Genomic DNA, 22500 nt, shown 5'->3' with positions numbered 1-22500 from the left:
AGGATGGACTGGGAGCAGTCACTCTGATTTAAGAAAGACATGATTGATAGAGATGACACGCGACCGATTGCCCTTCTATTTCACGCAGCTTTGGCAACTCGACTTTGCATATTTCCATGCTGGAACGACAGCGCGGATGGAATTTACATCCCTCCGGTGGCTTAGACGGAGACGGGAGTTCTCCTGACAACACAATTTGCTCTCGCGTATCATCAGGATCGGTAATGGGTTTAGCTGAAAGCAATGCTTGTGTATAGGGATGCAGCGGTCGTCCGAACAGCTTTTCTTTCTCGGCATACTCGATAATTTCACCTAAATACATGACCGCCACTTTATCGGCAATGTGCTCTACTACGCTCAAATCATGCGAAATGAAGACATACGTCAAGGAAAATTGTTCTTGCAAATCCTGTAGCAAATTAAGGATTTGCGATTGAATTGACACATCTAGTGCGGAGACGGGCTCATCTGCAATAATCAGCTTTGGCCGAAGAATCAGAGCACGGGCGATGCCAATTCGTTGTCTTTGCCCTCCGGAAAATTCATGAGGATAGCGAGATAGATGCTGCTTGCTCATACCGACAATCTCAATCGTTTCTTCCAATAGCGCTTGTCGCTGCTCCCGGGGAATACGGTGCGAAATCAGCGGCTCCATCAAGATGTGCCCGATCGTTAGTTTCGGGTTCAATGTTTCAAATGGATTTTGAAAAACCATTTGCATATTTCGCCTAACTGCACGCATTTCATTTTTGTTCATTTTACCTATTTCGTTCCCTTGGAAACGAATCTCGCCTTGGAAGGGCTCCAGCAAACGCAGAATACATTTTCCCAATGTAGACTTTCCGCAGCCTGACTCCCCGACAATCCCCAGCGTTTCTCCTTCATAGACGCTAACATCAATCCCGTTTAGAGCATGAACATCATGCGGTTGTTGAAGCCACCCTTTTTTCATGCGAAACTGCTTGCGTAGCCCTTTCACTTCCAGGATTGGAGTCGTCATCCACCTACCACCGAGCCTTCCGGTACATGCCCCTTGTCTTGGGTAAATAACCAGCATCGACAGGAAGAATACTGATCCACTGGACGAAGCTCAGGATTCTGCTCCCAACATATCGCCATCGCTCGATCGCATCGCGGGGCAAACCTGCACCCATTGGGTTTGTTTTCCGGTGTCGGCACACTACCTTTTATGCTGTGAAGCCTCTTTGCGCGTTGCCTTGGTGTCGATTGGAGCAAACCTACGGTGTACGGGTGCTTCGGATTGCGCAGCAACGACCGGACGTCCGCTGTTTCAATCGCTTGTCCCGCATACATCACCATGACGCGGTCGCACACTTCAGCGATCACCCCTAAATCATGCGTAATCATGATCACTGACATGCCGATATCCCTTCTGATTTTTTTGATCAGATTCAAGATTTGCGCTTGAATGGTCACATCCAGTGCGGTCGTCGGTTCATCAGCGATCAGTAATGACGGATTGCATGCGATCGCCATTGCAATCATCACCCGCTGCCTCATTCCTCCTGACAAACGGTGCGGGTAATCCCTGTAAATCTCTTCTGCTCGGGAGATGCCCACCACGGTAAGCAAATCCAGTACCCGTTGCTTTACCGCCGCCTTGCTTTCACCCTCATGCTCGTGCAGTACCTCACTGATTTGCCGGCCGATCGTCAACACCGGATTTAACGAATGCATCGGTTCCTGAAAAATCATCGCCATTTCCTTGCCTCTGAGACTTCGCATCTCGGCTTCACTCAGCGCAAGCACTTCTTTCCCGTTGAATCGAATGCTTCCAGTCAAAGTGGCATTATTGTCCAACAGTCGCATGAGCGAGAGCGAAGTGGCGCTCTTGCCACACCCCGACTCTCCAACGATTCCCAGCGTCTCCCCTTTTTTTACATGTAAATCAAGCTGATCAACGACCGTAATCGTTCCCGACTCCTTCGTGAACCGGGTTGTCAGCCCTGTCACTTCCAATACATTGTCCATAAACGGAGTCCCCCCTCCAATCCTCTCATTGCCCTTTTACTTTTGCGTACGAGGATCAAAAATATCACGTAAGGCATCTCCCAGCCGGTTTACTGCCAACACGACAATGGTGATGGCCAATCCTGGGTATATCGCAAGCCACCATGCATCGGACAAATAATCCTTTCCTTCATTCAACATGGTCCCCCATTCGGGAGTCGGCGGCTGCGCGCCCAAGCCGATAAAGCCCAATGCAGCCGTATCGAGAATCGCTCCCCCGACGAACAGTGTCATGTAAACGAACAATACATTCGTAATATTGGGGAGAACCTGGAAAAGAATGATCCACCAACTCGGCGTCCCGATCGATCTGCTGGCTTCCACATATCCAGACGACATGATCACGAGCGTCGCTGCCCTGATCAGACGTGCAAAGCTAGGAATCGAAGAAATGCCGATTGCGATCATCGCATTGGTTTGACTCGGTCCAAGCGCCGCGACAATGGCCAAGGCCAAAATGATCCCCGGCAAGGCGAGCAAAATATCCATGATCCGCATGAGCAGATGATCAATGAATCCTCCCACATACGCACTGATGACCCCAATCATCGTTCCTGCCACTACTGTGATGCCGACCGCCATGACAGCAACCACAAGAGTAACGCGCGTTCCGTATAAAATACGGGAAAACAAATCGCGGCCGATCGCATCCGTTCCGAGAACATGCTTGGCAGACGGGCCTTGCAAAAAGGCTTCGTAATTACTTTCAGTAGGGTCATAAGGAGCAATCCAAGGCCCGACAATTCCGATCGCAGAAATGAGTAAAAGCACCACCAAGCTTAGTTTTGCTGCTCGTTGTTTCTTCATTTTTCCCCAAAAGGCAAGCTTGGGGAAAATCGGGAATTTGGCATGCGTCACCCCATCTGCGACGGTTTTGCTCCCCTCATTCAAGTTACCGCCCCTCCTTTTCTGTAATGAGGTCGACACGCGGATCAATCAAACCATAAAGGAGATCGACCATCATATTTACCACGACGTAGACAAAGCCCATCAGCAACACAATGCCCTGAATCATCGGAAAATCACGGGCTGAAATCGCACGGATAGCTAATGTGCCGATTCCAGGCCAGTTGAACACTTGTTCGATGATAACTGCCCCGCCCAGTAGAGTTGCGATTTGCAAGCCTACCACTGTAACAACAGGAATCATGACATTGCACAAGGCGTGTCGGAATAGGATGATCGACTCCCTCAATCCCTTGGCCCGTGCCGTTCGAATGTAATCATGGGAAAGCACTTCGACCATACCTGAACGCGTCAGTCGGCTGATCATCGCGGAAGACAATACGCCCAAGGTACAAGCAGGCAAAACAAGATCCTTCCATCCCGTACCACCCGCGATTGGAAACCAGCCTAATTGAACGGAAAAGAACATGATGACGAGTAAGCCCAGCCAGAAGCTCGGTAGCGATAATCCAATCGATGCTGCCGCCATCAGCATAAAGTCCAAGAACGTATTCTTGTATTTCGCTGCGATCATTCCCATCGTTAAACCAATGACGACCGCGATGCCAATTCCAGCGAAGGCTAGCTTGACCGTTGCTGGAAACCGTTCCATTATTTCCACGATGACAGGTCTTTCCGTTTGTAAGGAATTTCCGAAATCCCCTTGGATGACTTTTTCCATGTAGGTCAGGTACTGATGTGGAAGGGGCTGATTTAGCCCCATTTGTTCACGTAACTGTTCCACTTGTGCTTTTGTAGCCTTTTCCCCTAACATGATCCGTACCGGATCTCCAGGAATAAAATGAACGAGCGCAAACGAAAAGATGGAAATGCCGAGGAGGACAATCACTCCTGATAGCATCCGATTCAAAAAATACTGTTTCATGATTGGTTCACTCCTCTCTTCTAGAATGCGTATGGCTAAACTCGCTTGGGAATTTGGCGATAGGAGCCCATCATGCGAATGACCGTTTGACTCCCGTCTCGTATAAAGCGTACGGTTTGATCCGACCCTTCAACATTCGTGAGAAAAACGTCTTCATCTATAGCTTTTAAAGAGAATGAGTCCGAATGATCGATCGTTACAATCAGCGTGCCTGCATCCACGCTTACCTGAAGATGAATTCCTTCCATAGAGCCGTACTCGCCCGCATATTCAAGCAGACGATCTGGCGGGAGGTCATATTCCTTATAGGTGACATGCGTTGATTTCGCCGGACGATTCTCGAGGCAGTGAAACGTCCCATGTGCCAATGCGGGGGCTGGCGAACCGCTGAGATTGGTGAGGGCTACGGCAGCTAATCCGTTCTCGGGGATAATGCTCATGTAGGCTTGGATCCCTTTCTCGCTGCCGCTATGGCCCAGCATCACAGCACCGTAGAAATTGGGTGTAATCGCTATACCATACCCGTAATATTGGTTATGTTCACATCGGAAATAAGGGGTGGTCATCTGCTGTACACTTTCCGTGCGAAGAATTCGTTCCTTGCCAATCAAACCTTTCGTTCGAAACAGCTCGGTGTATCTCATCATGTCGGTGAGCGTTGATTTTAATCCGCCAGATGATTGAAACGGCGGTGTCTCAAATAGTGGTGTTCTATCCTCGTACCCGTGCAACTCCGCCAAAGAAAAGCAACTATGCTGCATTCCCGCTGGTTGGAGAATATGCTCCTTCACATACGTCGAATATGGCTTGCCACTTGCCCGCTCAATAATGGCTCCCAGTAGCGTATAGCAATCATTGGAATAACTGAACTCCGTACCTGGTGCGCCCAATATAGGAAATTCCAGTTGAGCCATATAGGTCATCAATTCCTCATAGGTGTTCATCCCAATCTTGAGTGCTTCATCGACGCAAGATAATGGTGGCAAACCGGAGGAATGGGTTAGAAAGTTGTGAATGGTAATTGCCTCCGTTCCACTTCCCGTTTTCACATGAAACTCTGGCAAAAAGCGGGAAACAGGATCGGCAACCGTCAGTTTTCCGGCTTCCTGTAGCTGCATGATCGCAATAGCGGTAAACGATTTCGTAATTGAAGCGATTCCGAACAAAGTATCAACTGTCGCTACCTGACCTTGCTCGGCATCACGATAGCCGAAGCCTTTGGCATAAACGAGCTGTCCGTCTTTGGCCACTCCAATTGCAGCTCCAGGCACCTTCCTTTCCATCATGGTTTCTCGGACAAACTCCTCATAACTCGCGATCCATTCCTGACTGTTCATGACTTGTTCTCCTTGTTTTTTGTTTCCGCGCTTACTTAACCCACACGTCCTGATACAATTTCAGTCCGGATGGATCAAGCATGAGTCCTTGAACACGGTTGTTTACCACGACAAACCGTTTTTCCGTGTAAATGGGAATCCAAAAAGCCTCCTCCACAGAGCGCTTCTGAATATCTTCGTAGATTTTTGCTCTATCGTCGCTCTTCATCGTCACCTGTCCCTTTTCCAGCAAGGAATCGATCGTTTTGTCATGGATGGCTGAACGATTCATCCCACCGATCTGACTCGAATGCATGAACGGAAACAAGATATCAGGGTCATCAGCGACGTATCCGTCAAGCGCCAAGTCAAATGTGCCAGCAGCCGTTAGCTGGTCGACTGCGCTGCCTTCCAGAGTAATGATTTTTACGTCTACTCCAATCGCTTTAAACATTCCTTGCATCAACTGGGCAGGTTGAGACCACACTTCCATACTCAACAATTCGAGATGAAGCGGTTTTCCTGCTTTCTCCCTTATCCCTTGTGCATTCAGTTTCCATCCGGCCTCTTCCAGGAGCTTCACCGCTTCCTCGGGGTTGTATTTGTATGCATAGTGGGCAATGGATGGATCGTATCCGAACAAATTGGCAGGCAGCGGACCATCTGCAACAATTCCTTCGCCTTGCAGATGCGACTGCACGATAGCCTCTTTCTTAACTGCCATTTGCAACGCTTTGCGTACGTTTTTACCTTGTAAAATCTCGTTATTCAAGTTCAGCTCGACAAACAGCCCCAAGCCGCGCTTTGTCTGCTCAAGTACGGTAAAACGATTGTTGTTCTTGAATTTCTTTGCGTCTTTTGCAGGCAGATCAGCGATGTCGACGGTTCCACTTTCCAAAGCAGCGACAGCCGTTTGCGGATTTCGAATCAATTTCAGAACTAATTTGTCCGGCCTCACTGGCCCTTGATTTTGAAAGGAGGGCGGTGCCCAGCGATAGGCATCATTTTGTATCAACGTGATCGAATCTCCTGATTTCCAGCTCTCCATCTTCCATGGACCGACACCGACCGGATTCCTTCCGTATTGGTCCCCAAACTTTTGCACCGCGTCCACCGAGAGCGGCTGCATCCAGCTAGCGGAAGTGAAATAGGTGAGGAGCGTGGCAGACGGTTCATTTAACTCCAAAATCAGGGTCTGATCATCTGGTGTTTTGATTGATTGGATGATACCAAGAACCATGCCTACGCCTTTCGGAGCGATTTCCGGAGACATGGCCCGCTCAAATGTTCGCTTGTACGCCTGTGCAGTGAGCGGTGTCCCATCATGAAAGGTAACGCCTTGGCGAATGCGAAATGTCCATGTCTTCCCATCTTCCGAAATGGAGTAGGATTCCGCCAGATAGGGCTTGACCTCATTTGTTTGGGGATCTCTGTAAAGGAGAGCCCCCCCTAGATTGAGCGCGACCCCCTCCGTGCTTAACGCTGTCGATTTGTGGGCATCTAGTGTATCTGGTTCACTGCTGATCGCAACGGTGATCGTTCCGCCCTTTTTCTCGGATATATTGGCATCTTTATTTCCTTCATCCGTACCTGATTTCGTTGCAGGTACATCGCAGCCGGACACGATAGCCAGCAGTACGAAACAGGAAAGTACAATGCTCACAATCGTGGCGATTTCCCGCTTTCTTATCCCCATCAATGACACCACTCCCTTGTTTGGGAAATATCCTCGCCTCCTACGATTTGAGCCAATCAACCGTTTTTTGATCCAGCTTTTTGACGAGAGCCGTCAGCAATTTCACCGTATTTTCCACATCATCATGATGGAGAATCGAAGCGTGACTGTGAATGTAACGCGCAGGGATTGCAATGACAATGGATGGAGCCCCTTTGCCAACCATATGAGCAGCTCCTGCGTCCGTACCCGCACCTGCAAGAGCAGCATATTGATACGGGATGCCTTCCTCTTCAGCCGTATCAAATAACAGATCACGCAATTTCCGATTAGGCACGAGCGAGCCGTCGAATAGACCAATCGTAGGCCCACCACCAAGCTTGATATCAGGCAAATTAGGAGAGTCGGCGCTTCCCGGCGTGTCAAACGTTATCCCCGTCTCCAATGCAATAAATAAATCTGGCTGCACCATATACGTGCTCGTGAATGCGCCGCGACATCCCACTTCTTCTTGTGCAGTAGCGCCGCTATATACGATGTTGGGGTGATCCGTTTCTTGCAACTGTTTCATTACTTCAATGGCTGTCAGGCAACCGCCGCGATTATCGAGCGCTTTTGCCATATACATCTTGTCATTCGCCATCACCGTGAAAGGGCAGATCGGCACAATCGGATCACCTGGGCGAATACCCAGCTCCTTTGCCTGTTCTGCATCGGATGCTCCGATATCGATGTACATCCGTTCGATTTCAACCACTTTCTTTCGTTCTTCCGAAGACAGCAGATGTGGCGGTTTTGACCCGATTACGCCAACAATATCCCCTTTGCCTGTTTTAATGTTCACGCGCTGTGCCAGCATCACCTGCGACCACCAGCCACCAAGCGGCTGGAAGGCGATGAATCCATCCTTCATGACACGCGTTACCATGAACCCCACTTCATCCATATGGCCCATCATCATGATTTTCGGTCCATTGGCCAGGCCTGTTTTCCGACCGATTATGCTTCCCAGATTATCTGTGAACACTTCTTCTGTAAGCGGTTCCAAATAGGTGTGCATTAATTCTCGCACTTCCTGTTCTTGTCCGGGAACTCCGGAAGCCTCTGTCAGCTCTTTCAGTACCTTTACCCAACTATTCATCCATATCTTCCTCTCCATTTGCATGTTATCTCCAGCTATCATCAATGCGATCATAGGAACCGATGCGAAGATCTGCTTTTTCGTTCGCCAGTACATGCTTGGCTATACGCTCAGATGGGGTACGAGGCAACTCACTGCGGTATTCCCAATATCGTGGAACCTTGTAGTAAGCAAGATGCTCGGTGCAATAAGCGATCAACTCATGAGGAGACACCTCTTGGCCCTCTTTTACTACCACGTATGCCTTGATTTCTTCCCCGCGTAATTCGTCTTTCACTGGAAGGCAGGCAGTATATTGCACGGCCGGATGCATTTTCATGACTTCCTCCACCTCAGCAGCCGAAATATTTTCCCCACTCCGACGAATCATCTCCTTTTTTCTGCCGACATAATAGATGTATCCGTCTTCGTCCATTCGCACCAAATCTCCGGTGTGGAACCAGCCGCCCTGAAAAGCAGCGCAAGTCGCATCAGGATCTTTAAAATAGCCATCCATCATCCCCAAGCCCCGCAGGAGGAGCTCGCCAACCTCGCCCCTCGAAACGGGGCGGTTGTGAATATCAACAACACGGACGGTCCGGTCTTTATCCGGTTTTCCGATGCAGCCTGTTCCGAGCAATCGGTCATGATCGTGCGGTTTTACCGAAATATCTCCACCTGTCTCTGTCATGCCAAAAACCTCATACCATGGCGCGCCCCATCGCTCTTCCAATTCGCGGTGCAGATGCGGGGGAATGGCCGAACAAAGGATGGTACGAACGTTATTTTCCCTGTCTAATGGCGAGCGTGGTGCTTTGACCATTAGCGTGGGCATGATCCCCAAGCAGTAGAAAAAGGTAACGCCATATTGCCGTACTTTCTCCCAAAAGGTAGAGGGATGAAATCGATCGAGAACCACAAGCTTTGCCCCCACAGCGATCGCACCCAGCAAATTCCATTGGGGGTCCATATAATAAAAGGGCTGCGCCGTTAACAGTACATCTGAATGGGTCAAATGGGGATGCTGCTCCATCACCTTTTTTGCTATGGTGAGCCAATATTCATGTGAAAGCATACACCCCTTGGGTAAGCCTGTCGTGCCGGAAGTATATTGGATGTTGACTAAAGTTTCAGGAAAAACGGGAAGCGTTGTTGGAGTCGTAGGCGCTGTTTCACACATCGCTCTGAAATCGACAACGTTGGGATCGTCTGATTGGTCTATTGAGAGGATTGTTTTGAGGGTTTGTAAAGAAGGTCTGATCTCCTGTAGCAGGGATAAAAACTCTTGTGAAGTTACGATAACGATTGCTTCGGAGTGGTGGAGGATATACTGTGCATCGTACTCTTTGTAATTTACATTGATCGGCACGATCGTCGCGCCCAGTTTTGCCAACGCCAGCCAGGTAAGGGGGAATTCCGGCTGGTTCCTCAGCATGACGGCTACCCGATCCCCATAGCCTACGCCCAGCACTTGGAGCATGTTGGCGATCTGGTTGGAACGGTCTTCTATCTCCTGAAAGGACAGTTGTTCATTCCATTCATCAAAGACAAGCCCGATTTTTTCTCCCCATCGTTTGGCTGCCCGTGCCGTCAAAGACTTGATTTCTTGCATGTCCAAAAGGTTTCAGCCCTCCTTCTCTATACTGATCCTTTTTTTCGGAACTCTTCTGCCGCCTGCTTGGATTCGATCGTTTGCACGGTTGCCAGCGCATGCTCGATCTCCAATTCAAAAGCTGCCTCCAGATCGCATTGTGCCCCGCGATTTAGCGCAAATTTGGCTTTTGCCAGTGCTACTTGCGGGAGCTCAGCTAACCGTTTCGCCCACTTGTCAGCTTCTTCAGCTAACACTGTATGATCCACTACCTTGTTGATGAGTCCTAGATGCAGTGCTTGCGATGCCCCGAACCTTTCGCCCGAAAACAGCAATTCTTTCGCCCGGACCAGTCCGATCGTGATGGGAAGGATATGCGAGATCCCTCCGGTAACACTAAGTCCCACACTCACTTCCGGAAAGCCGAATTCGGCATCTTGAGCGGCGATGATCAAATCGCATCCGAGCGCAAACTCACACCCTGCTCCTAATGCATACCCGTGGACCGCAGCGATCACAGGAAAAGGAACACGCTGGATCTTTCGTGTTACATCCTGAATCTTCTGTAAATTAAGACGAAGCTCAGCCTCATTTTCAGGCTTTTCTTCATGACGCAAATCATGTCCTGCACAAAAAGCATTCCCGCGGCCAGCCAGTATTGCTGCCCTTACTCCTTCCCGTTCCAATTTATCGAGCGATCCATACAGCTCCTCTACCAATTGAGGAATCACCGCATTTAACCGTTCCGGACGATTCAGGTGAATCCAGCCTATCTCTTGATGGATCTCACACTCTATCACCGCCTTACGTGTTATCATTCTTTTTTACCTCCGCCTTTATTTTGGAAAACAATGCTCTCGCATTCGAACCGAGCACCTTCTCAAGCACCTCGGGCTTTATGCTTAATTCCTTCCATTCTGCAATGGCGCGTTTCAGAGGAAATACAGGCCAGTCTGTTGCAAAGAGGATTTGATCTTGCAAGAGGTTGTTTGCCAACCTATACATCATCTCCCACCCTGCTCCTTGCACCCCCAAATATCTTGGAGAAAGCCCGCCCAAATCCATCAGAATATTGGGGTGCTTGCGCGCTACGGCAACCATTTCAGGCACCCAGGGCCACCCTCCATGACACGCGATCAATGTTAATTCCGGAAAATCACAGGCGACTTGATCCAGCAGCAGCGGGTGTTCATTCCGGATGGGATGAATCCTTGAATAATTAATTCCCGTATGAATGGCAACTGCCAAGCCTAACTCGGCAGCCTTTGCATATACGGGATATAACTTGCGATCATCGATTGGCATCTCAAAAAATGCAGGCTGGATGTTTACTCCCAGAAAGCCCAGCTCTCTGATGCGACTCACTTGTTGGATAGCGCGCATCGGTCTGAAATGCTCCATTGAAATCGTACCGAATCCTGAGAAGAGCTCGGTGTGAGCGGATATGACTTTTGCCAATGCTTCATTCAGCGCATCCCCATCCTCGCCGAACTCGTATTCTGCATGCATAATGGCGTGGTCGACTCCTGATTCTTTCATTTCTTGCATCAAATCGTCGAGCGTTTTTGCCATAGTCGATCTTACTTGTAACACCGCATCATATTGAGCGACGTACTCATTTCGCATTTCACCTATGCGTGCCTCACGGAACTGCTGTGGCAAGCGGACACGGGCATCAAGAATGTTCATATGCAGCAGCCCCTAGCCATGGTTTCATAAAAAAACGAGCGGGTGTAGGTAGATCCAAATCGGAGACAGTCAGTTGCTGACCGTTTCGTTTTGCCTGAACGAGTGCAAGCGCCATATCGGAAAAATTCAAGCTGATTTCTTCCAATGAATTTGGGCCATCGGGCGAGTACCAATGAGCGACACCCGTGCACATTTGAAGCAAAGCCAGGACGGCAAGCTTGGTATTTTCTATCGTAAATACGCCCCTCTCCAATCCGCTCGTTAAAATACGCAGCCAGAGCAGCTCATATTCACTACGCAGCCTGACTATTTCTTCGCGGGTATTTCCTGTCAGCGCACGGAACTCGGTATCTACTACTAGCGCTGTTAGTTTGTCAATGGCATGGCTGGTAACATGAAGCTGGACAAACGCTGCCAATTGTTGTTCGGGTGCTTCAAGCTCAGCGAGCACTTCCTTTGCATTTCCGAGAAGGGTCTGTAACCCTTCTTGCATGATGGCAACGAGCAGATCCTCTTTTGTTTTCATGTAATGATAGAGGGTGGAGGAAGTTACCTCTGCTTCTAGGGCGATATCGCGTATGCTGGTTGCTTCAAAACCTTTTCTTGCGAATAGCCGTAATGCAGCTTGAAATATTTTTTCTTTCGTCAAAAAAGCGCGCTCCTTTCTACTGATGATTGCTGGAAACGAGAGCCTCTCATGTTCAGTTACTTGTCGCGGTTACATCATCTGCTTTTTTGGGTTTTGTCGATCGATCGATCGATAGGCTGCCTGTAATCACCACTTTACTAATCGCCCGATTTAATGTCAAGATTATTTTTTATTTTCTGACATTTATTTCGGCATAACAAAAATCTCCTCCGGTTTCCCATGAGGAGATGTATCCGTTAAGACATAGGAGCTTATTGCTTCAAGTATCTTCCCGTGATCGACTGCTCTGCATGAATGATCTGCGGAGGTGTGCCCTCGAAGATTACTTGACCGCCGTTGCTGCCCCCATCTGGTCCCATATCGATAATCCAATCTGCTTGGCTGATTACATCGAGGTTGTGCTCGATGACGATTACCGTATTGCCGGTATCCACGAGGCGGTTCATGATTTCCAGAAGGTGACCGATATCTGACATATGTAAGCCAGTCGTCGGCTCGTCCATCACGTAAATACTACCTTTCTTGTGTAACTCGCTGGCCAGCTTGATACGCTGACATTCCCCGCCCGAGAGCGTGCTGAGAGGTTGGCCGAGTGTAATATAGTTCAGCCCCACATCACTCATCGCCTGAAGCTTGCGCACAACTTCTTTTTGCTCAAAAAATTCCAATGCCTGCTCCACAGTCATCTCCAGCACTTCGGCAATGGACTTGCCGTTCAGCTTGTATGCGAGCACCTCTTCCTTGAACCGTCTCCCTCCACATACTTCGCACGGTAGCTTTACACTTTCAAGGAATGCAAGGTCTGTATACACAACACCAAGACCTTGGCAGTTCTCGCAAGCCCCCTTGGAGTTGAAGCTGAACAAGCCTTGGTTGACCTTGTTCGCGGAAGCAAACGCCTTGCGCACATCATCCATAATCCCTGTGTAGGTCGCAGGATTCGAGCGTGTTGACACACCTACCGCCGATTGGTCGATGACGATCGCATCCGGATGCTTGCTGAGGAATATTTCGTTAATCAGTGTACTCTTACCCGAGCCTGCAACACCCGTAACGACTGTCAGCACTCCAGTTGGTATATCTACACTCACGTTCCGCAGGTTGTGCAGTGTGGCATCCTCGATGGTCAGCTTGCCGGACGCCTTTCTGGAATCTTGCTTCAGTTGGAGCGGCCGCTTCATATGGGTGCCTGTCAGTGTCCCTGATTCCAGCAGTCCTTCAAAGCTGCCTTCATACACGATAGTCCCACCGTGGCTACCCGCGTGAGGCCCGACATCGACAATATGATCTGCCACTTTGATCACATCGGGATCATGCTCGACGACAATGACGGTATTGCCCTTATCGCGCAGCTTCTGAAGCAATTTATTTAATCGGTGTACATCACGGGGGTGCAAGCCAACGCTGGGCTCATCGAAAATGTAAGTGACATCCACCAGACTGCCGCTCAGGTGCTTCACCATCTTGACGCGCTGTGATTCGCCGCCGGACAAGGTATCCGTTTCACGATCCAGCGTCAAGTAGTCCAGTCCGATGTCGACTAGATGCTGCAACCGTTCCGTCAGCGACTTGACCATCGGTGCGGCAACCGAATCGTCAATCTCAGCAATGATGCGTATGAGCCGACCGACCTCCATGGAGGACATCTCCGCAATGTTGAGGCCATTGATTTTGCAGTTGAGTGCAGCTTGATTGAGTCTCGCACCATGACAGCTGGAACAAGGACCTTCGGAGATGAATGGCGCAACAGCTTTTTGTGTACGCTCCGACTTCGTTTTTACATCCTGCTTGATGTATTTGTTGGTGAACTTCTCAAGGACGCCCTCCACAGTAATATTCACGGCTTTCCCGGCGAATTGCATCTCTACTTTCCTCGCCTTGGCATACAATAGCTGCTCAAGCTCCTCATCCGAATAATCGCTCAGCTTCTTGTCAGGATCGAAGCCCGTCTGCACGAGCATATTCCATTCCATGCCGTCCACCTTATAGTCCGGCAGCAAGATTGCCCCTTCCTTCAACGACTTGGACATGTCCACTGCCTTGCTGAGGTCGACACCTAATTTGCGACCGATCCCGTTGCATTCTGGACACATACCTTGTGGATCGTTAAAAGAGAACATGTTCGCTTGTCCAACATTGGGCTGACCTACTCGGGAGAAGAGCAAGCGGAGAATGGGAGAAATATCAGTAATCGTGCCCATCGTGGAATGAGAACCACCGCCCAGTCGCTTCTGATCCACGATAACCGCCATGCTCAGATTCTCAATCGCGTCTGTATCCGGCTGCGGATAGCGGGGCAGGAAATTGCGCACGAACATGCTGAAGTTCTCATTCAGCAAGCGTGTGGATTCTGCGGCGATCGTATCGAAGACGATTGACGACTTACCCGATCCAGATACACCGGTGAAGATCGTAATCTTTCGCTTGGGAATACGCAAGGATACGTTTTTGAGATTGTTTTCCCTCGCACCGGCGATTACGATATACTCCTGATTAGATTCGCCCATGCCTATCATCCTTCCGATAGATTCATTTCTACTTATATTTTCATTGTACCATTCAGAAGGAGATCTTCCCTACCTATTATTCCCAATTTACAGCCGTCACTTTCACCAAACTGCCCACCATGCAATGATACTCGTGATCCGTCCCAACGTACTTATGAGTGTAATCAGGACCATCAATGATCATCTGCTACAGCAAGCTTCAATCACTTGATTTATATGGAAATCCGACTTTTTTGGTTCACATGAAAAAGCTGGCATCGTTCAGCGCCGCATGCTCACATAAAAATAATCGTAAGAGGAACCGCAGATGGCGGCTCCTCTTTTTAAATGGTTACGGCAAGACATACGGTTGTTCGAAAACAATATTCTCGACTGCCTCTATTACTTTTTCTGTCCACTCACGTTCCTGATCCACGTTCGTGAGATAAATCATTGTTTTATCTTTTTGGATGTATCGTCTTAGCCAGCTTCGATACCCCGGCCAGCTTCCGCCGTGATGCACAACTTTTCCTGTCACCTGATCTTCACACAGCCGCCAGCCATATCCATAATTTGATAGACGATTGTCGTTAAGCTGCACTGGGGAAAACGCTCTCTCTAGTGTCGCTTTTTTGACCAGCTTTTCTGTGTAGAGAGCTCTGTCCCACTTACGCAAGTCATCCAGTGTTGAACTGACCGCACCGTCTCCCTGAATGCCATCCAGATAAATGACAAAATCGTGCTCACTTGATTCATCCGGTAACACGATTGCTTCAGATTGAGGAGAATACACGTATCCATAGGCGTATTGCTGAGTTAACTCAGGAGAATATCTTCGGTTGTACACCTTCGTGTGCTGCATACCTAGTGGTTGAAAAATGTGTTGCTGCAAGAAATCGGCAAATCGTATTTCAGCTACGTGTTCTACAATAGACGCCAATAAAGCGTAGCCAGTATTACTGTACTCATACCTTTCATTGGGTTGAAACAACACGTCGGGTCGATGCTTGATCAGCTGTTCGAGTATGTCTTGATTTGTAGCAATTTGTTTTTTGTCCCAAGATTTCGAAAACAATTCCATGTAATCTGGCAAACCGGATGTGTGCACAAGTAGGTTCTCAACAGTAATATCGGCATACGGGAACCCTGGAAAGAAGCTATCCACTTTATCTGTATAGTCGAGCTTCCCTTGCTCTTGCAAGATCATGATGCCCATTGCTGTAAATGCTTTGGAAACTGATGCGAGTTCAAATACTGAATGCGGTGACAATCTCTCAGCCGTTTCCAGATTGGCGATTCCTAAGGAATTTTGATAAAAAGGTTTCCCTTCTTCCAAAATCAAGATGTTGCCGCTCCAATTGTTTTTTTCAGCAATCGTAGAAAAAAGCTCATCAAGCTGGCGGCATCTTGCATCATTTACGTTGGCTCGTTGGGTCATTTTTCGTTTCCCCCACCGTTTTTGTAAATCGTCTCCCCGCAAAAGCTATTCGAACAATCTCATTCTTTCCTACTCTGGTAAACTGTGCCGAGAAATCTGTCCCAAAAGCCCGGACTACAAAGAGATCTTCAGCAAATGGCCTCATAACGTAGTTTTCTCCCAAAAAGGAGAGCATCAGTTGACCATTTTCCAAGCGGATCGGCAATGTCCCAAAGTCACTAGAATGATAATCCCCTACGAATTGATTCATAGCTTCCTCAGTTAGGAAATCAGTCTTGCTAACCAGATGAGAGGATTCAGGAGGGCGGTTTTCCAGACTATTTAGCGCACCCAACAGAACCGCCAGAACCGGCGACAATTCTAAATTCGACAGTGCCACTCCGGCCAATCCTGTTTCAGGAAAAAAGCACATTTGAGCCGTAACCCCTTTAATACCACCACTATGTTCCACTAACGTTTTTCCATAGTAGTCAGTCGTTATGAACAAGCCATAACCGTAAGATTGACCAGGTACCAAGTTGGTCGGAAAGTAAGGGGTTATCATTCGTTGTACACTTTCTGTTGTCAGGATACGATTTCCCCCTGCTGTAAGCCCACCTTTACAGAACATGTCCGTATATCGCAACATATCCCGCACCGTTGATTTTATAAATCCTGCCGCCCGAAAAACGGGAGTGTCCCACCAATTCGGAGATGAGACCACCTCCTTGTGATCGCCGATGTCCCGCATGATATACAGCTTTGTAATATTCTCGTAGCCATTCAGCTCTTCCAGAAAAAAGCTTGTGTGCTCCATCCCGATTGGATCGATGATATGCTCCTTGACATAAGCCTCATATGACTTCCCGCTGACGCGTTCAATGATCGCTCCCAGCAAGGCAAAACCATCATTGGAATAACTGAACTCTGTACCTGGTGGCCCTAAAAGCTCTAAATCTAATGTAGAGATTACACTCATCAGGTCTTCGTACGTATCGATTGGTTCCGTAAGAACTGTCTGGTTTTGGAAAAATGGATGGTTTACCTCGTTCTCTTCCAAGCTTGGCATCACACTTGCCAAAAATGTTGGCAAGGGGGGAATTCCACTCGTATTCGTCATAAAATGATGAATCGTGATTTGCCCCACATCAAGATTTTTCAGACGGAATTCCGGCAAGTATTTGACAACAGGGTCATGTACAGATAACTTACCTGCTTCTTGTAATTGCATGACTGCCACACAGGTAAAAGATTTTGTTATCGATCCTATACCAAAAACCGTATCGATTGTAACGCCTAACTGCCGTTCCACATCACGGAAGCCAAATCCGTTACTATAGAAGATTTGACCATCTTTTGCTAATCCCATACAAACACCAGGAACCTGACCTTTTGTTATCCATTTTTGAGCATATTTTTCAAAAGAATCAACCCATTCGTTATTTTGCATGCGCTTCTCTCCTTTGTTGACCTGTTATCCGTTCTCGATCCAGCGGTGATTATATGTCGACATGACAGATGTCCCACTTTACTCCTTGTTTTCTCTTTTCGAATTATTCCGATAATTTTTTTGCGTACTGCAACTAACCACCAGGAACATACATAGCGTACGTTTTTCGCTCATTTTTCTTCCTATGTCAGCATGCCAACTCCTCTCCTTTCCTTTTGGAAATAACTTCCTATGAGGACAGTCGATTTCACCTCCTTCGCAAGCTGTCACAAAGCGTATAATTACTCTTTATCCATTTGTTGTAGCTTCCACTGTAATGCTTGGTAGAACAATTCATTTGTTTTCATATACGATTGCAGACCAGGGTACAGAATTATCCAAATTCTTCTGAAGCGTTCGAGATTTTCAGATTGGCCTGAGAGCATCCTTTCAGCAAATCGGCGAAAAAATGACTGCGAGACAGGGAGTTCGTCAACATCGGCAAACATAAAGACATATTCTTGAATATTCGCCTGCACGACCGGACTGTCTGGTGTTGCATGTTGCTCCGCTGCTTTCAACAACTGTTTATGGTTTTTAAGCATTCTTGCGCTCCACATCTCCACACTGATTTTAGGTAGATGAACTACCTCCAGGAAGGAGATAACGTCATCCTTCATCTCCCGGACAATTTGTGGATCATTAAACATTTCCTCCAACTCACCTAATGCAGCCGTTTGTGCTGCCGAAGGCTTACCTTCCAGCAATGAAGATACGTTAACCCCTAGTAAAAAAATTTTTCGCCATTCAACCGGAAATTGTTCAGGAAAAACAGACGAAAACATTTTTTCCAAGATAAACTTTTCCCGTTCTAAAGCATCTGCAGAAATGGATTCAATTAGCTCGTGCATATAGCTCAGAGAATCATTGCCATCCTCACTCTGCTTTGTATGTTCCAAAATAGACTTCATGCTGGCAAGCGTACGCATTTGGATGTCCAAAGCTTCGATTTGCCATTCTATCGCCCTATCAACAGGGATATCCCCAGCTAACATTCTTTTAATCTCATCAATTCCAAAGTTTAAATAGCGAAGGGTTAGAATCAGTTTTAACCGCCATATTTCCTCTGCCGTATACACACGATGACCTCCAGGAGTTATCTCAGCAGGTGAAAGAAGGCCAATCTCGTCATAATATCGAACAGTGGGTACAGAAGATCCTGTCATTTTCGCCACTTGTCCTATGGAGAACTTCGCTTCCATTGTTGTTAGATCGTTCTGTTGATTTTGTGTGGTGTCTAATCTGTTCCTCGCCTTTGCATGCACGTTACAACACCCCTTTAGCCAATTATAAAACCTCATGTAGCTTGAGATTCAAGTGACAATATAAAAAAGCCAGGTAGTTGTTGACTCCATGGGAGTATTACCACGCTTGATCAACACCTGATAAAATCGTGTTTTCCGTAGACATAGCATCTCTTTTCGTATATTTTGGACTATATAGTGTCTGTTCCGAACTATATACAGTTTATTTCTAGAAATCAAACGTGCATACGTGTAAGATAACGTCCGAATTCAATGGAGGGCATTTATGGAAGAGTTTCACACAAATATTGGAGAGAACATAAAGCGTATCCGGAAGGAAAGAAACTTGAGCTTGGATAAAACTTCTGAAATAACAGGGGTTAGCAAAACGATGTTAGGACAAATTGAGAGAGGTAAATCTGCTCCAACCATCACAACCCTTTGGAAAATAGCTAGTGGGTTGCGCTTATCCTTCTCTTCACTCATTAGTCAATACAAGCCGAATGTTACGATTGTAAAAAAGAAGGAAGTAAACCCCATTATTGAAAATGACGGTCAATATCGTGTGTATCCACTTGTCCCCTATAATCCTGAACAACAGTTTGAGATTTTTTCAGTAACCCTTGAACCAGGATGCGAGCATATCGCAGAACCGCATACAACTGGGGTTGAAGAATTTATTCTCGTAAACGAAGGCACGCTAGAGGTTGTTGTTAATGAACAAATTTATGTCGTTGAGCCAGAAGATACTCTCATTTTTAAAGCGGACAGGCCACACATTTATCAAAACAACGGAGATCGTATCGTAAAGTGTTCGGTAATCATTCACTACTCCAGTCAATGAAAGCAAAGAGAAACCCCACTACATGTAGGGTTTCTCTTCCGTTAGTGTTAGATCACTAGATAGATGCTATCCGTTTGCAGAGTTCCCCCATTCCCGTTTCCGCTCATGTAGCGAGCTCGCAATAATACGGTCCAGTACCTGTGTAAAGGTCATACCTGCTGCTGCTGCACTCTTTGGAAACAGACTGTTAGCGGTCATCCCCGGTAAGGTGTTCACTTCTAGTACGTAAGGCATATCCTGACACAAAGGCATATCCTGACACAAAATCATATCGACCCTTGCATAGACTTTGCACTGCAGCAGTTGGTAGCTGGCGAGGGCCGCCTCTCGCACTCGCTGCTGGATATCGGGAGGAAGCTCGATCACCTTCTCCTCCGCGCCGCCATCCTCATATTTCGCTCGGTAGTCGAACCACTCTGAATGCGCCGAACGAATGCCGATAATCGGTAGTACCTCGCCATCCAGTATCGCGCAGGTTAGCTCCGTCCCTTTCAAATAGGGCTCAATCAAGATCCCCTGATCCAAATAACTGGCTTCCTGAACAGCTGACAGCAGCTCCTTCTCATTTTGCACTAGCTGGACACCAATGCTGGATCCCCCCAAATTTGGCTTCACAATCACCGGGTAGCCCAATTGCTCCACCGCCTGTGGATCATAAACGTCCTTCCAGTAAAGACCAGCAGGCGTTTGAATACCTGCCGTCTTCAGCAGCATCTTGGACAGTTGCTTATTCATACATAGGCTGCTTGCCAGTACACCGCTTCCTGTATAGGGGATACCGAGTGTCTCCAGCGCTCCCTGCACTGTGCCATCCTCACCATATTGGCCATGCAGCGCCAACAGTGCGAAATCGATGCCTGCCTGCTGAACCTGCGTGATTAAATCTGCTCGCTGCGTAATGACAATAGGAACGGCCTCATAGCGACTGCGATCCAAATGATTGATCATCTCTTGACCAGTCTTCAGAGAAACCTCACGCTCCGAAGAAATACCACCCATAATAACGCCTATCTTCATGATGACACCTCATTTTTCTTCCAAATGGTTGTGCGGTCTGTAATCGTTACGTCTCAAGTAAGAGACGCGCCTGTTTGCCGATTATCCGAATACCCCGCTCGATATTTTCATCCGTTACTCGTGAAAAACCGAGTCGCAACGTATTCGTCCCTGTTCCTTCTTGAATAAAAAATTTGTCCCCCGGTGTAAAAATGACACCCTGTTCTGTGCAAGCTTCTAGAAGCTGGCGTGTATTTACGACTGACGGAAAGGTAAGAAACAAATGCAAGCCCCCGTCGCCAGATAGCTGCGCCTCAGGGAGATGTGCTTCACAGCAGGCTTTTGTCAGTTCATATTTGCGCTTGTATTCCATGCGTGCTTTTTTGATATATTTATCGAAATTTCCATTCAGCAAATATTGATAGAGTATCGATTGATCGATGGTTGAGGTATGAATGGTGCGTGCCCGCTTCATGCTTTCCAGATGGTCTAGCAATGCCTTGTCACCAAGCACCCAGCCCACTCGCAATCCAGGGAACAATACCTTGGAGAAGCTACCAATATAGATGACTCCGTTCCCTTGCCCTGCTGTTGCGATTAATGGCGCAACATGCGCTCCCGAGTAGCGCAGCTCCTCATTGAATCCATCCTCGATCACCGGAATCTGATAGTGCATCAGTAATTTCATAACAGCACTGCGCTTCGCCGGCGACATGACTATGCCTGTCGGATTGTGATAGGAAGGAGTCAAATAGGCCAAATCGAAGCTGTTTGTCTGCTTCTGCAATACCGCCTCAAGCTGCTCCACATCAATACCATCACTCTCCATCGGAATGCCGGTTATCTCAAATCCTTGCAGCTGCAAATTCTTGATCGCTGTATGATGAGTCGGATTTTCACAAATGGCTGCTCCACGGCGCGAAGAAGGACGAATTGCCGACAACACGATATCGAAACCTTCTGTAAACCCGCTTGTAATCAGCATATCCTTACCGCTTACATCGACGCCTTTATTCTCCATATAGCGCATCAAGTAATCGATCAGTGGCTTGTAGCCCTTGGCATAGCCGTAGTTGAGCAGAACCTGCCCTTCGATTGCCATCCGATCCATAAAGGCTCGCCTTACATCCCCCAAATCAAAAATCTGCTCATCCGGCGCGATGCTTGTGAATGAAATGGTTGCTTTTTTGCCGCGTATGCCCTGTTTCATCATGTCCAGTTCTACAGCGGATACAGCATATTCGTTCATTCGTGCCTTCCAGTCGATTTGCCATGCGGCAGAGCCTTCCGTATCACCGTTATTTGCAGCCAAATGGCACACCATAGTGCTTACATAGCTGCCTTTTCCTGGAATCGCATACGTAAATCCGTCATCCTCTAGGCCTTCGTAGGCAGCAATGACTGTATTGCGGCTCACCTTTAGCAGACTGCTCATTTCTCTTGTGGAGGGCAGCTTTTGATCTGCTTGAAGCGCACCCTTGATTATTAAGCGTTTGACGTATTCTTTCACTTGTATCGCGACTGGACGGTCACCAACAAGTCTGAAATCCTGGAACATCCTTCATCGCCCCCGTCTATAATGATGGCATGGGAGACGAGATAAAAAAAGAACCACCGTACTGGATTTTTCATCCTTCGGTGGTTCCTCTTTCGTAATCATTTTTTAGTAGGCCGCTAGTGTATCCTTTTACCAGATGCTATCCGTTTTATGGTTGTTTTGCGCCATTACAATATATTTGTCCAATTGCTGGCTTACCCCCAAAACTACGTCACTTGTAAGACCATGTTTTCCGGCCAATTCAATCATTTGCTGTCGAAGTTGTTCGATGCTTGTTTCTAGTTCCAAGTGGTGGCGACTTGCTTCTATTCCCGCGCCCCAGATCGTGCACTTGCTTTTCGGGGATGTTCCTCGGTGCACAGAGACGTCCCTTTCTAATGAACTTACAAGAGCTTTTATGTTAAGCACCTCCTATGATTTACAAAATATGACATTAATAACTATAAATGAATATGCAAGAAATCACCAACTAAGGAAAAATGGAATAGAAAAAAACATCCTATCGAAAGGATGTTTTTTTGTGTGTATCTTATCAACTATTTTCTAAAAATCTGCACCATGCTG

The 22500-nt window shown here is 47.6% G+C and carries 19 protein-coding genes; 1 reads left to right on the top strand and 18 read right to left on the bottom strand.

All coding sequences use genetic code 11. The features are described 5' to 3' along the window. Nucleotides 1-28 precede the first annotated feature (28 nt). The 15 genes from BBR47_RS14520 to BBR47_RS14450 all read right to left on the bottom strand — a co-directional run bounded on the left by BBR47_RS14520 (nt 29) and on the right by BBR47_RS14450 (nt 18559). Nucleotides 29-1000: an ABC transporter ATP-binding protein gene (locus BBR47_RS14520; protein WP_015891159.1), complete on the bottom strand. Its 972-nt coding sequence runs from the start codon at nt 998-1000 to the stop codon at nt 29-31. Then, nucleotides 997-1992 carry an ABC transporter ATP-binding protein gene (locus tag BBR47_RS14515; protein ID WP_015891158.1) on the bottom strand — a complete coding sequence of 332 codons (996 nt, stop codon included), beginning with the start codon at nt 1990-1992 and terminating at the stop codon, nt 997-999. Before BBR47_RS14515 ends, BBR47_RS14520 begins: the two co-directional genes overlap by 4 nt. A 36-nt stretch (nt 1993-2028) precedes the next feature. Beyond that, the gene (locus tag BBR47_RS14510; RefSeq protein ID WP_041749427.1) at nt 2029-2922 is read right to left on the bottom strand and encodes an ABC transporter permease; all 894 of its coding nucleotides are present in this window, start codon (nt 2920-2922) and stop codon (nt 2029-2031) included. A 1-nt stretch (nt 2923) separates the two neighbouring features. After that, nucleotides 2924-3862: a nickel ABC transporter permease gene (nikB, locus tag BBR47_RS14505; RefSeq protein ID WP_015891156.1), complete on the bottom strand. Its 939-nt coding sequence runs from the start codon at nt 3860-3862 to the stop codon at nt 2924-2926. A 35-nt stretch (nt 3863-3897) separates the two neighbouring features. After that, a complete protein-coding gene (locus BBR47_RS14500) occupies nt 3898-5199 on the bottom strand; it encodes a serine hydrolase domain-containing protein (protein WP_015891155.1) in 1302 nt (433 codons plus the stop codon). Between the two features lie 31 nt (nt 5200-5230). After that, a complete protein-coding gene (locus BBR47_RS14495) occupies nt 5231-6874 on the bottom strand; it encodes an ABC transporter substrate-binding protein (RefSeq protein WP_015891154.1) in 1644 nt (547 codons plus the stop codon). 40 nt (nt 6875-6914) lie between these two features. Beyond that, nucleotides 6915-7994 carry a M42 family metallopeptidase gene (locus tag BBR47_RS14490; RefSeq protein WP_015891153.1) on the bottom strand — a complete coding sequence of 360 codons (1080 nt, stop codon included), beginning with the start codon at nt 7992-7994 and terminating at the stop codon, nt 6915-6917. Nucleotides 7995-8019: 25 nt separating this feature from the next. Next, on the bottom strand, nt 8020-9585 hold the full coding sequence (locus BBR47_RS14485; RefSeq protein ID WP_041749849.1) for an AMP-binding protein: 1566 nt from the start codon (nt 9583-9585) through the stop codon (nt 8020-8022). 26 nt (nt 9586-9611) lie between these two features. Beyond that, on the bottom strand, nt 9612-10382 hold the full coding sequence (locus tag BBR47_RS14480; RefSeq protein ID WP_015891151.1) for an enoyl-CoA hydratase/isomerase family protein: 771 nt from the start codon (nt 10380-10382) through the stop codon (nt 9612-9614). Continuing rightward, the gene (locus BBR47_RS14475; RefSeq protein ID WP_015891150.1) at nt 10369-11253 is read right to left on the bottom strand and encodes an amidohydrolase family protein; all 885 of its coding nucleotides are present in this window, start codon (nt 11251-11253) and stop codon (nt 10369-10371) included. Before BBR47_RS14475 ends, BBR47_RS14480 begins: the two co-directional genes overlap by 14 nt. Then, nucleotides 11240-11902: a TetR/AcrR family transcriptional regulator gene (locus BBR47_RS14470; RefSeq protein WP_015891149.1), complete on the bottom strand. Its 663-nt coding sequence runs from the start codon at nt 11900-11902 to the stop codon at nt 11240-11242. The genes BBR47_RS14475 and BBR47_RS14470 overlap by 14 nt, the downstream gene beginning before the upstream one ends. A gap of 251 nt (nt 11903-12153) precedes the next feature. Next, nucleotides 12154-14409 carry an ATP-binding cassette domain-containing protein gene (locus BBR47_RS14465; protein ID WP_015891148.1) on the bottom strand — a complete coding sequence of 752 codons (2256 nt, stop codon included), beginning with the start codon at nt 14407-14409 and terminating at the stop codon, nt 12154-12156. Between the two features lie 331 nt (nt 14410-14740). Further along, the gene (locus tag BBR47_RS14460; RefSeq protein ID WP_015891146.1) at nt 14741-15826 is read right to left on the bottom strand and encodes a serine hydrolase domain-containing protein; all 1086 of its coding nucleotides are present in this window, start codon (nt 15824-15826) and stop codon (nt 14741-14743) included. After that, a complete protein-coding gene (locus BBR47_RS14455; protein WP_015891145.1) occupies nt 15801-17255 on the bottom strand; it encodes a serine hydrolase domain-containing protein in 1455 nt (484 codons plus the stop codon). The genes BBR47_RS14460 and BBR47_RS14455 overlap by 26 nt, the downstream gene beginning before the upstream one ends. A 281-nt stretch (nt 17256-17536) precedes the next feature. Further along, complete coding sequence (locus BBR47_RS14450) at nt 17537-18559, bottom strand: MerR family transcriptional regulator (RefSeq protein ID WP_041749426.1); 1023 nt, start codon at nt 18557-18559, stop codon at nt 17537-17539. Between the two features lie 265 nt (nt 18560-18824). Between BBR47_RS14450 and BBR47_RS14445 the strand changes: the two genes are divergently transcribed. Next, nucleotides 18825-19382: a helix-turn-helix domain-containing protein gene (locus tag BBR47_RS14445; protein ID WP_015891143.1), complete on the top strand. Its 558-nt coding sequence runs from the start codon at nt 18825-18827 to the stop codon at nt 19380-19382. 66 nt (nt 19383-19448) lie between these two features. Here BBR47_RS14445 and BBR47_RS14440 read toward each other — a convergent pair whose 3' ends face one another. From BBR47_RS14440 to BBR47_RS14430, 3 genes are all read right to left on the bottom strand, one after another. Further along, nucleotides 19449-20399: a D-alanine--D-alanine ligase gene (locus BBR47_RS14440; protein WP_015891142.1), complete on the bottom strand. Its 951-nt coding sequence runs from the start codon at nt 20397-20399 to the stop codon at nt 19449-19451. Nucleotides 20400-20445: 46 nt separating this feature from the next. Beyond that, nucleotides 20446-21936 (bottom strand): PLP-dependent aminotransferase family protein, encoded by a 1491-nt coding sequence (locus BBR47_RS14435; RefSeq protein ID WP_015891141.1) that lies wholly within the window; start codon nt 21934-21936, stop codon nt 20446-20448. A 129-nt stretch (nt 21937-22065) separates the two neighbouring features. Next, complete coding sequence (locus BBR47_RS14430) at nt 22066-22296, bottom strand: aspartyl-phosphate phosphatase Spo0E family protein (protein ID WP_081437239.1); 231 nt, start codon at nt 22294-22296, stop codon at nt 22066-22068. Nucleotides 22297-22500 lie beyond the last annotated feature (204 nt).

Source organism: Brevibacillus brevis NBRC 100599, assembly GCF_000010165.1.
GTDB lineage: Bacteria > Bacillota > Bacilli > Brevibacillales > Brevibacillaceae > Brevibacillus > Brevibacillus brevis_D.
Note: the sequence above shows the minus strand (reverse complement) of the source record. Positions and strands in the feature narration are given on the sequence as shown.

What these genes read in the sequence shown, in the direction of transcription:
- BBR47_RS14520 (WP_015891159.1), bottom strand. Translation starts at nt 1,000, where the DNA reads ATGACGACTCCAATCCTGGAAGTGAAAGGGCTACGCAAGCAGTTTCGC.
- BBR47_RS14515 (WP_015891158.1), bottom strand. Translation starts at nt 1,992, where the DNA reads ATGGACAATGTATTGGAAGTGACAGGGCTGACAACCCGGTTCACGAAG.
- nikB (WP_015891156.1), bottom strand. Translation starts at nt 3,862, where the DNA reads ATGAAACAGTATTTTTTGAATCGGATGCTATCAGGAGTGATTGTCCTC.
- BBR47_RS14500 (WP_015891155.1), bottom strand. Translation starts at nt 5,199, where the DNA reads ATGAACAGTCAGGAATGGATCGCGAGTTATGAGGAGTTTGTCCGAGAA.
- BBR47_RS14495 (WP_015891154.1), bottom strand. Translation starts at nt 6,874, where the DNA reads ATGGGGATAAGAAAGCGGGAAATCGCCACGATTGTGAGCATTGTACTT.
- BBR47_RS14490 (WP_015891153.1), bottom strand. Translation starts at nt 7,994, where the DNA reads ATGAATAGTTGGGTAAAGGTACTGAAAGAGCTGACAGAGGCTTCCGGA.
- BBR47_RS14485 (WP_041749849.1), bottom strand. Translation starts at nt 9,585, where the DNA reads ATGCAAGAAATCAAGTCTTTGACGGCACGGGCAGCCAAACGATGGGGA.
- BBR47_RS14480 (WP_015891151.1), bottom strand. Translation starts at nt 10,382, where the DNA reads ATGATAACACGTAAGGCGGTGATAGAGTGTGAGATCCATCAAGAGATA.
- BBR47_RS14475 (WP_015891150.1), bottom strand. Translation starts at nt 11,253, where the DNA reads ATGAACATTCTTGATGCCCGTGTCCGCTTGCCACAGCAGTTCCGTGAG.
- BBR47_RS14465 (WP_015891148.1), bottom strand. Translation starts at nt 14,409, where the DNA reads ATGGGCGAATCTAATCAGGAGTATATCGTAATCGCCGGTGCGAGGGAA.
- BBR47_RS14460 (WP_015891146.1), bottom strand. Translation starts at nt 15,826, where the DNA reads ATGACCCAACGAGCCAACGTAAATGATGCAAGATGCCGCCAGCTTGAT.
- BBR47_RS14455 (WP_015891145.1), bottom strand. Translation starts at nt 17,255, where the DNA reads ATGCAAAATAACGAATGGGTTGATTCTTTTGAAAAATATGCTCAAAAA.
- BBR47_RS14445 (WP_015891143.1), top strand. Translation starts at nt 18,825, where the DNA reads ATGGAAGAGTTTCACACAAATATTGGAGAGAACATAAAGCGTATCCGG.
- BBR47_RS14440 (WP_015891142.1), bottom strand. Translation starts at nt 20,399, where the DNA reads ATGAAGATAGGCGTTATTATGGGTGGTATTTCTTCGGAGCGTGAGGTT.
- BBR47_RS14435 (WP_015891141.1), bottom strand. Translation starts at nt 21,936, where the DNA reads ATGTTCCAGGATTTCAGACTTGTTGGTGACCGTCCAGTCGCGATACAA.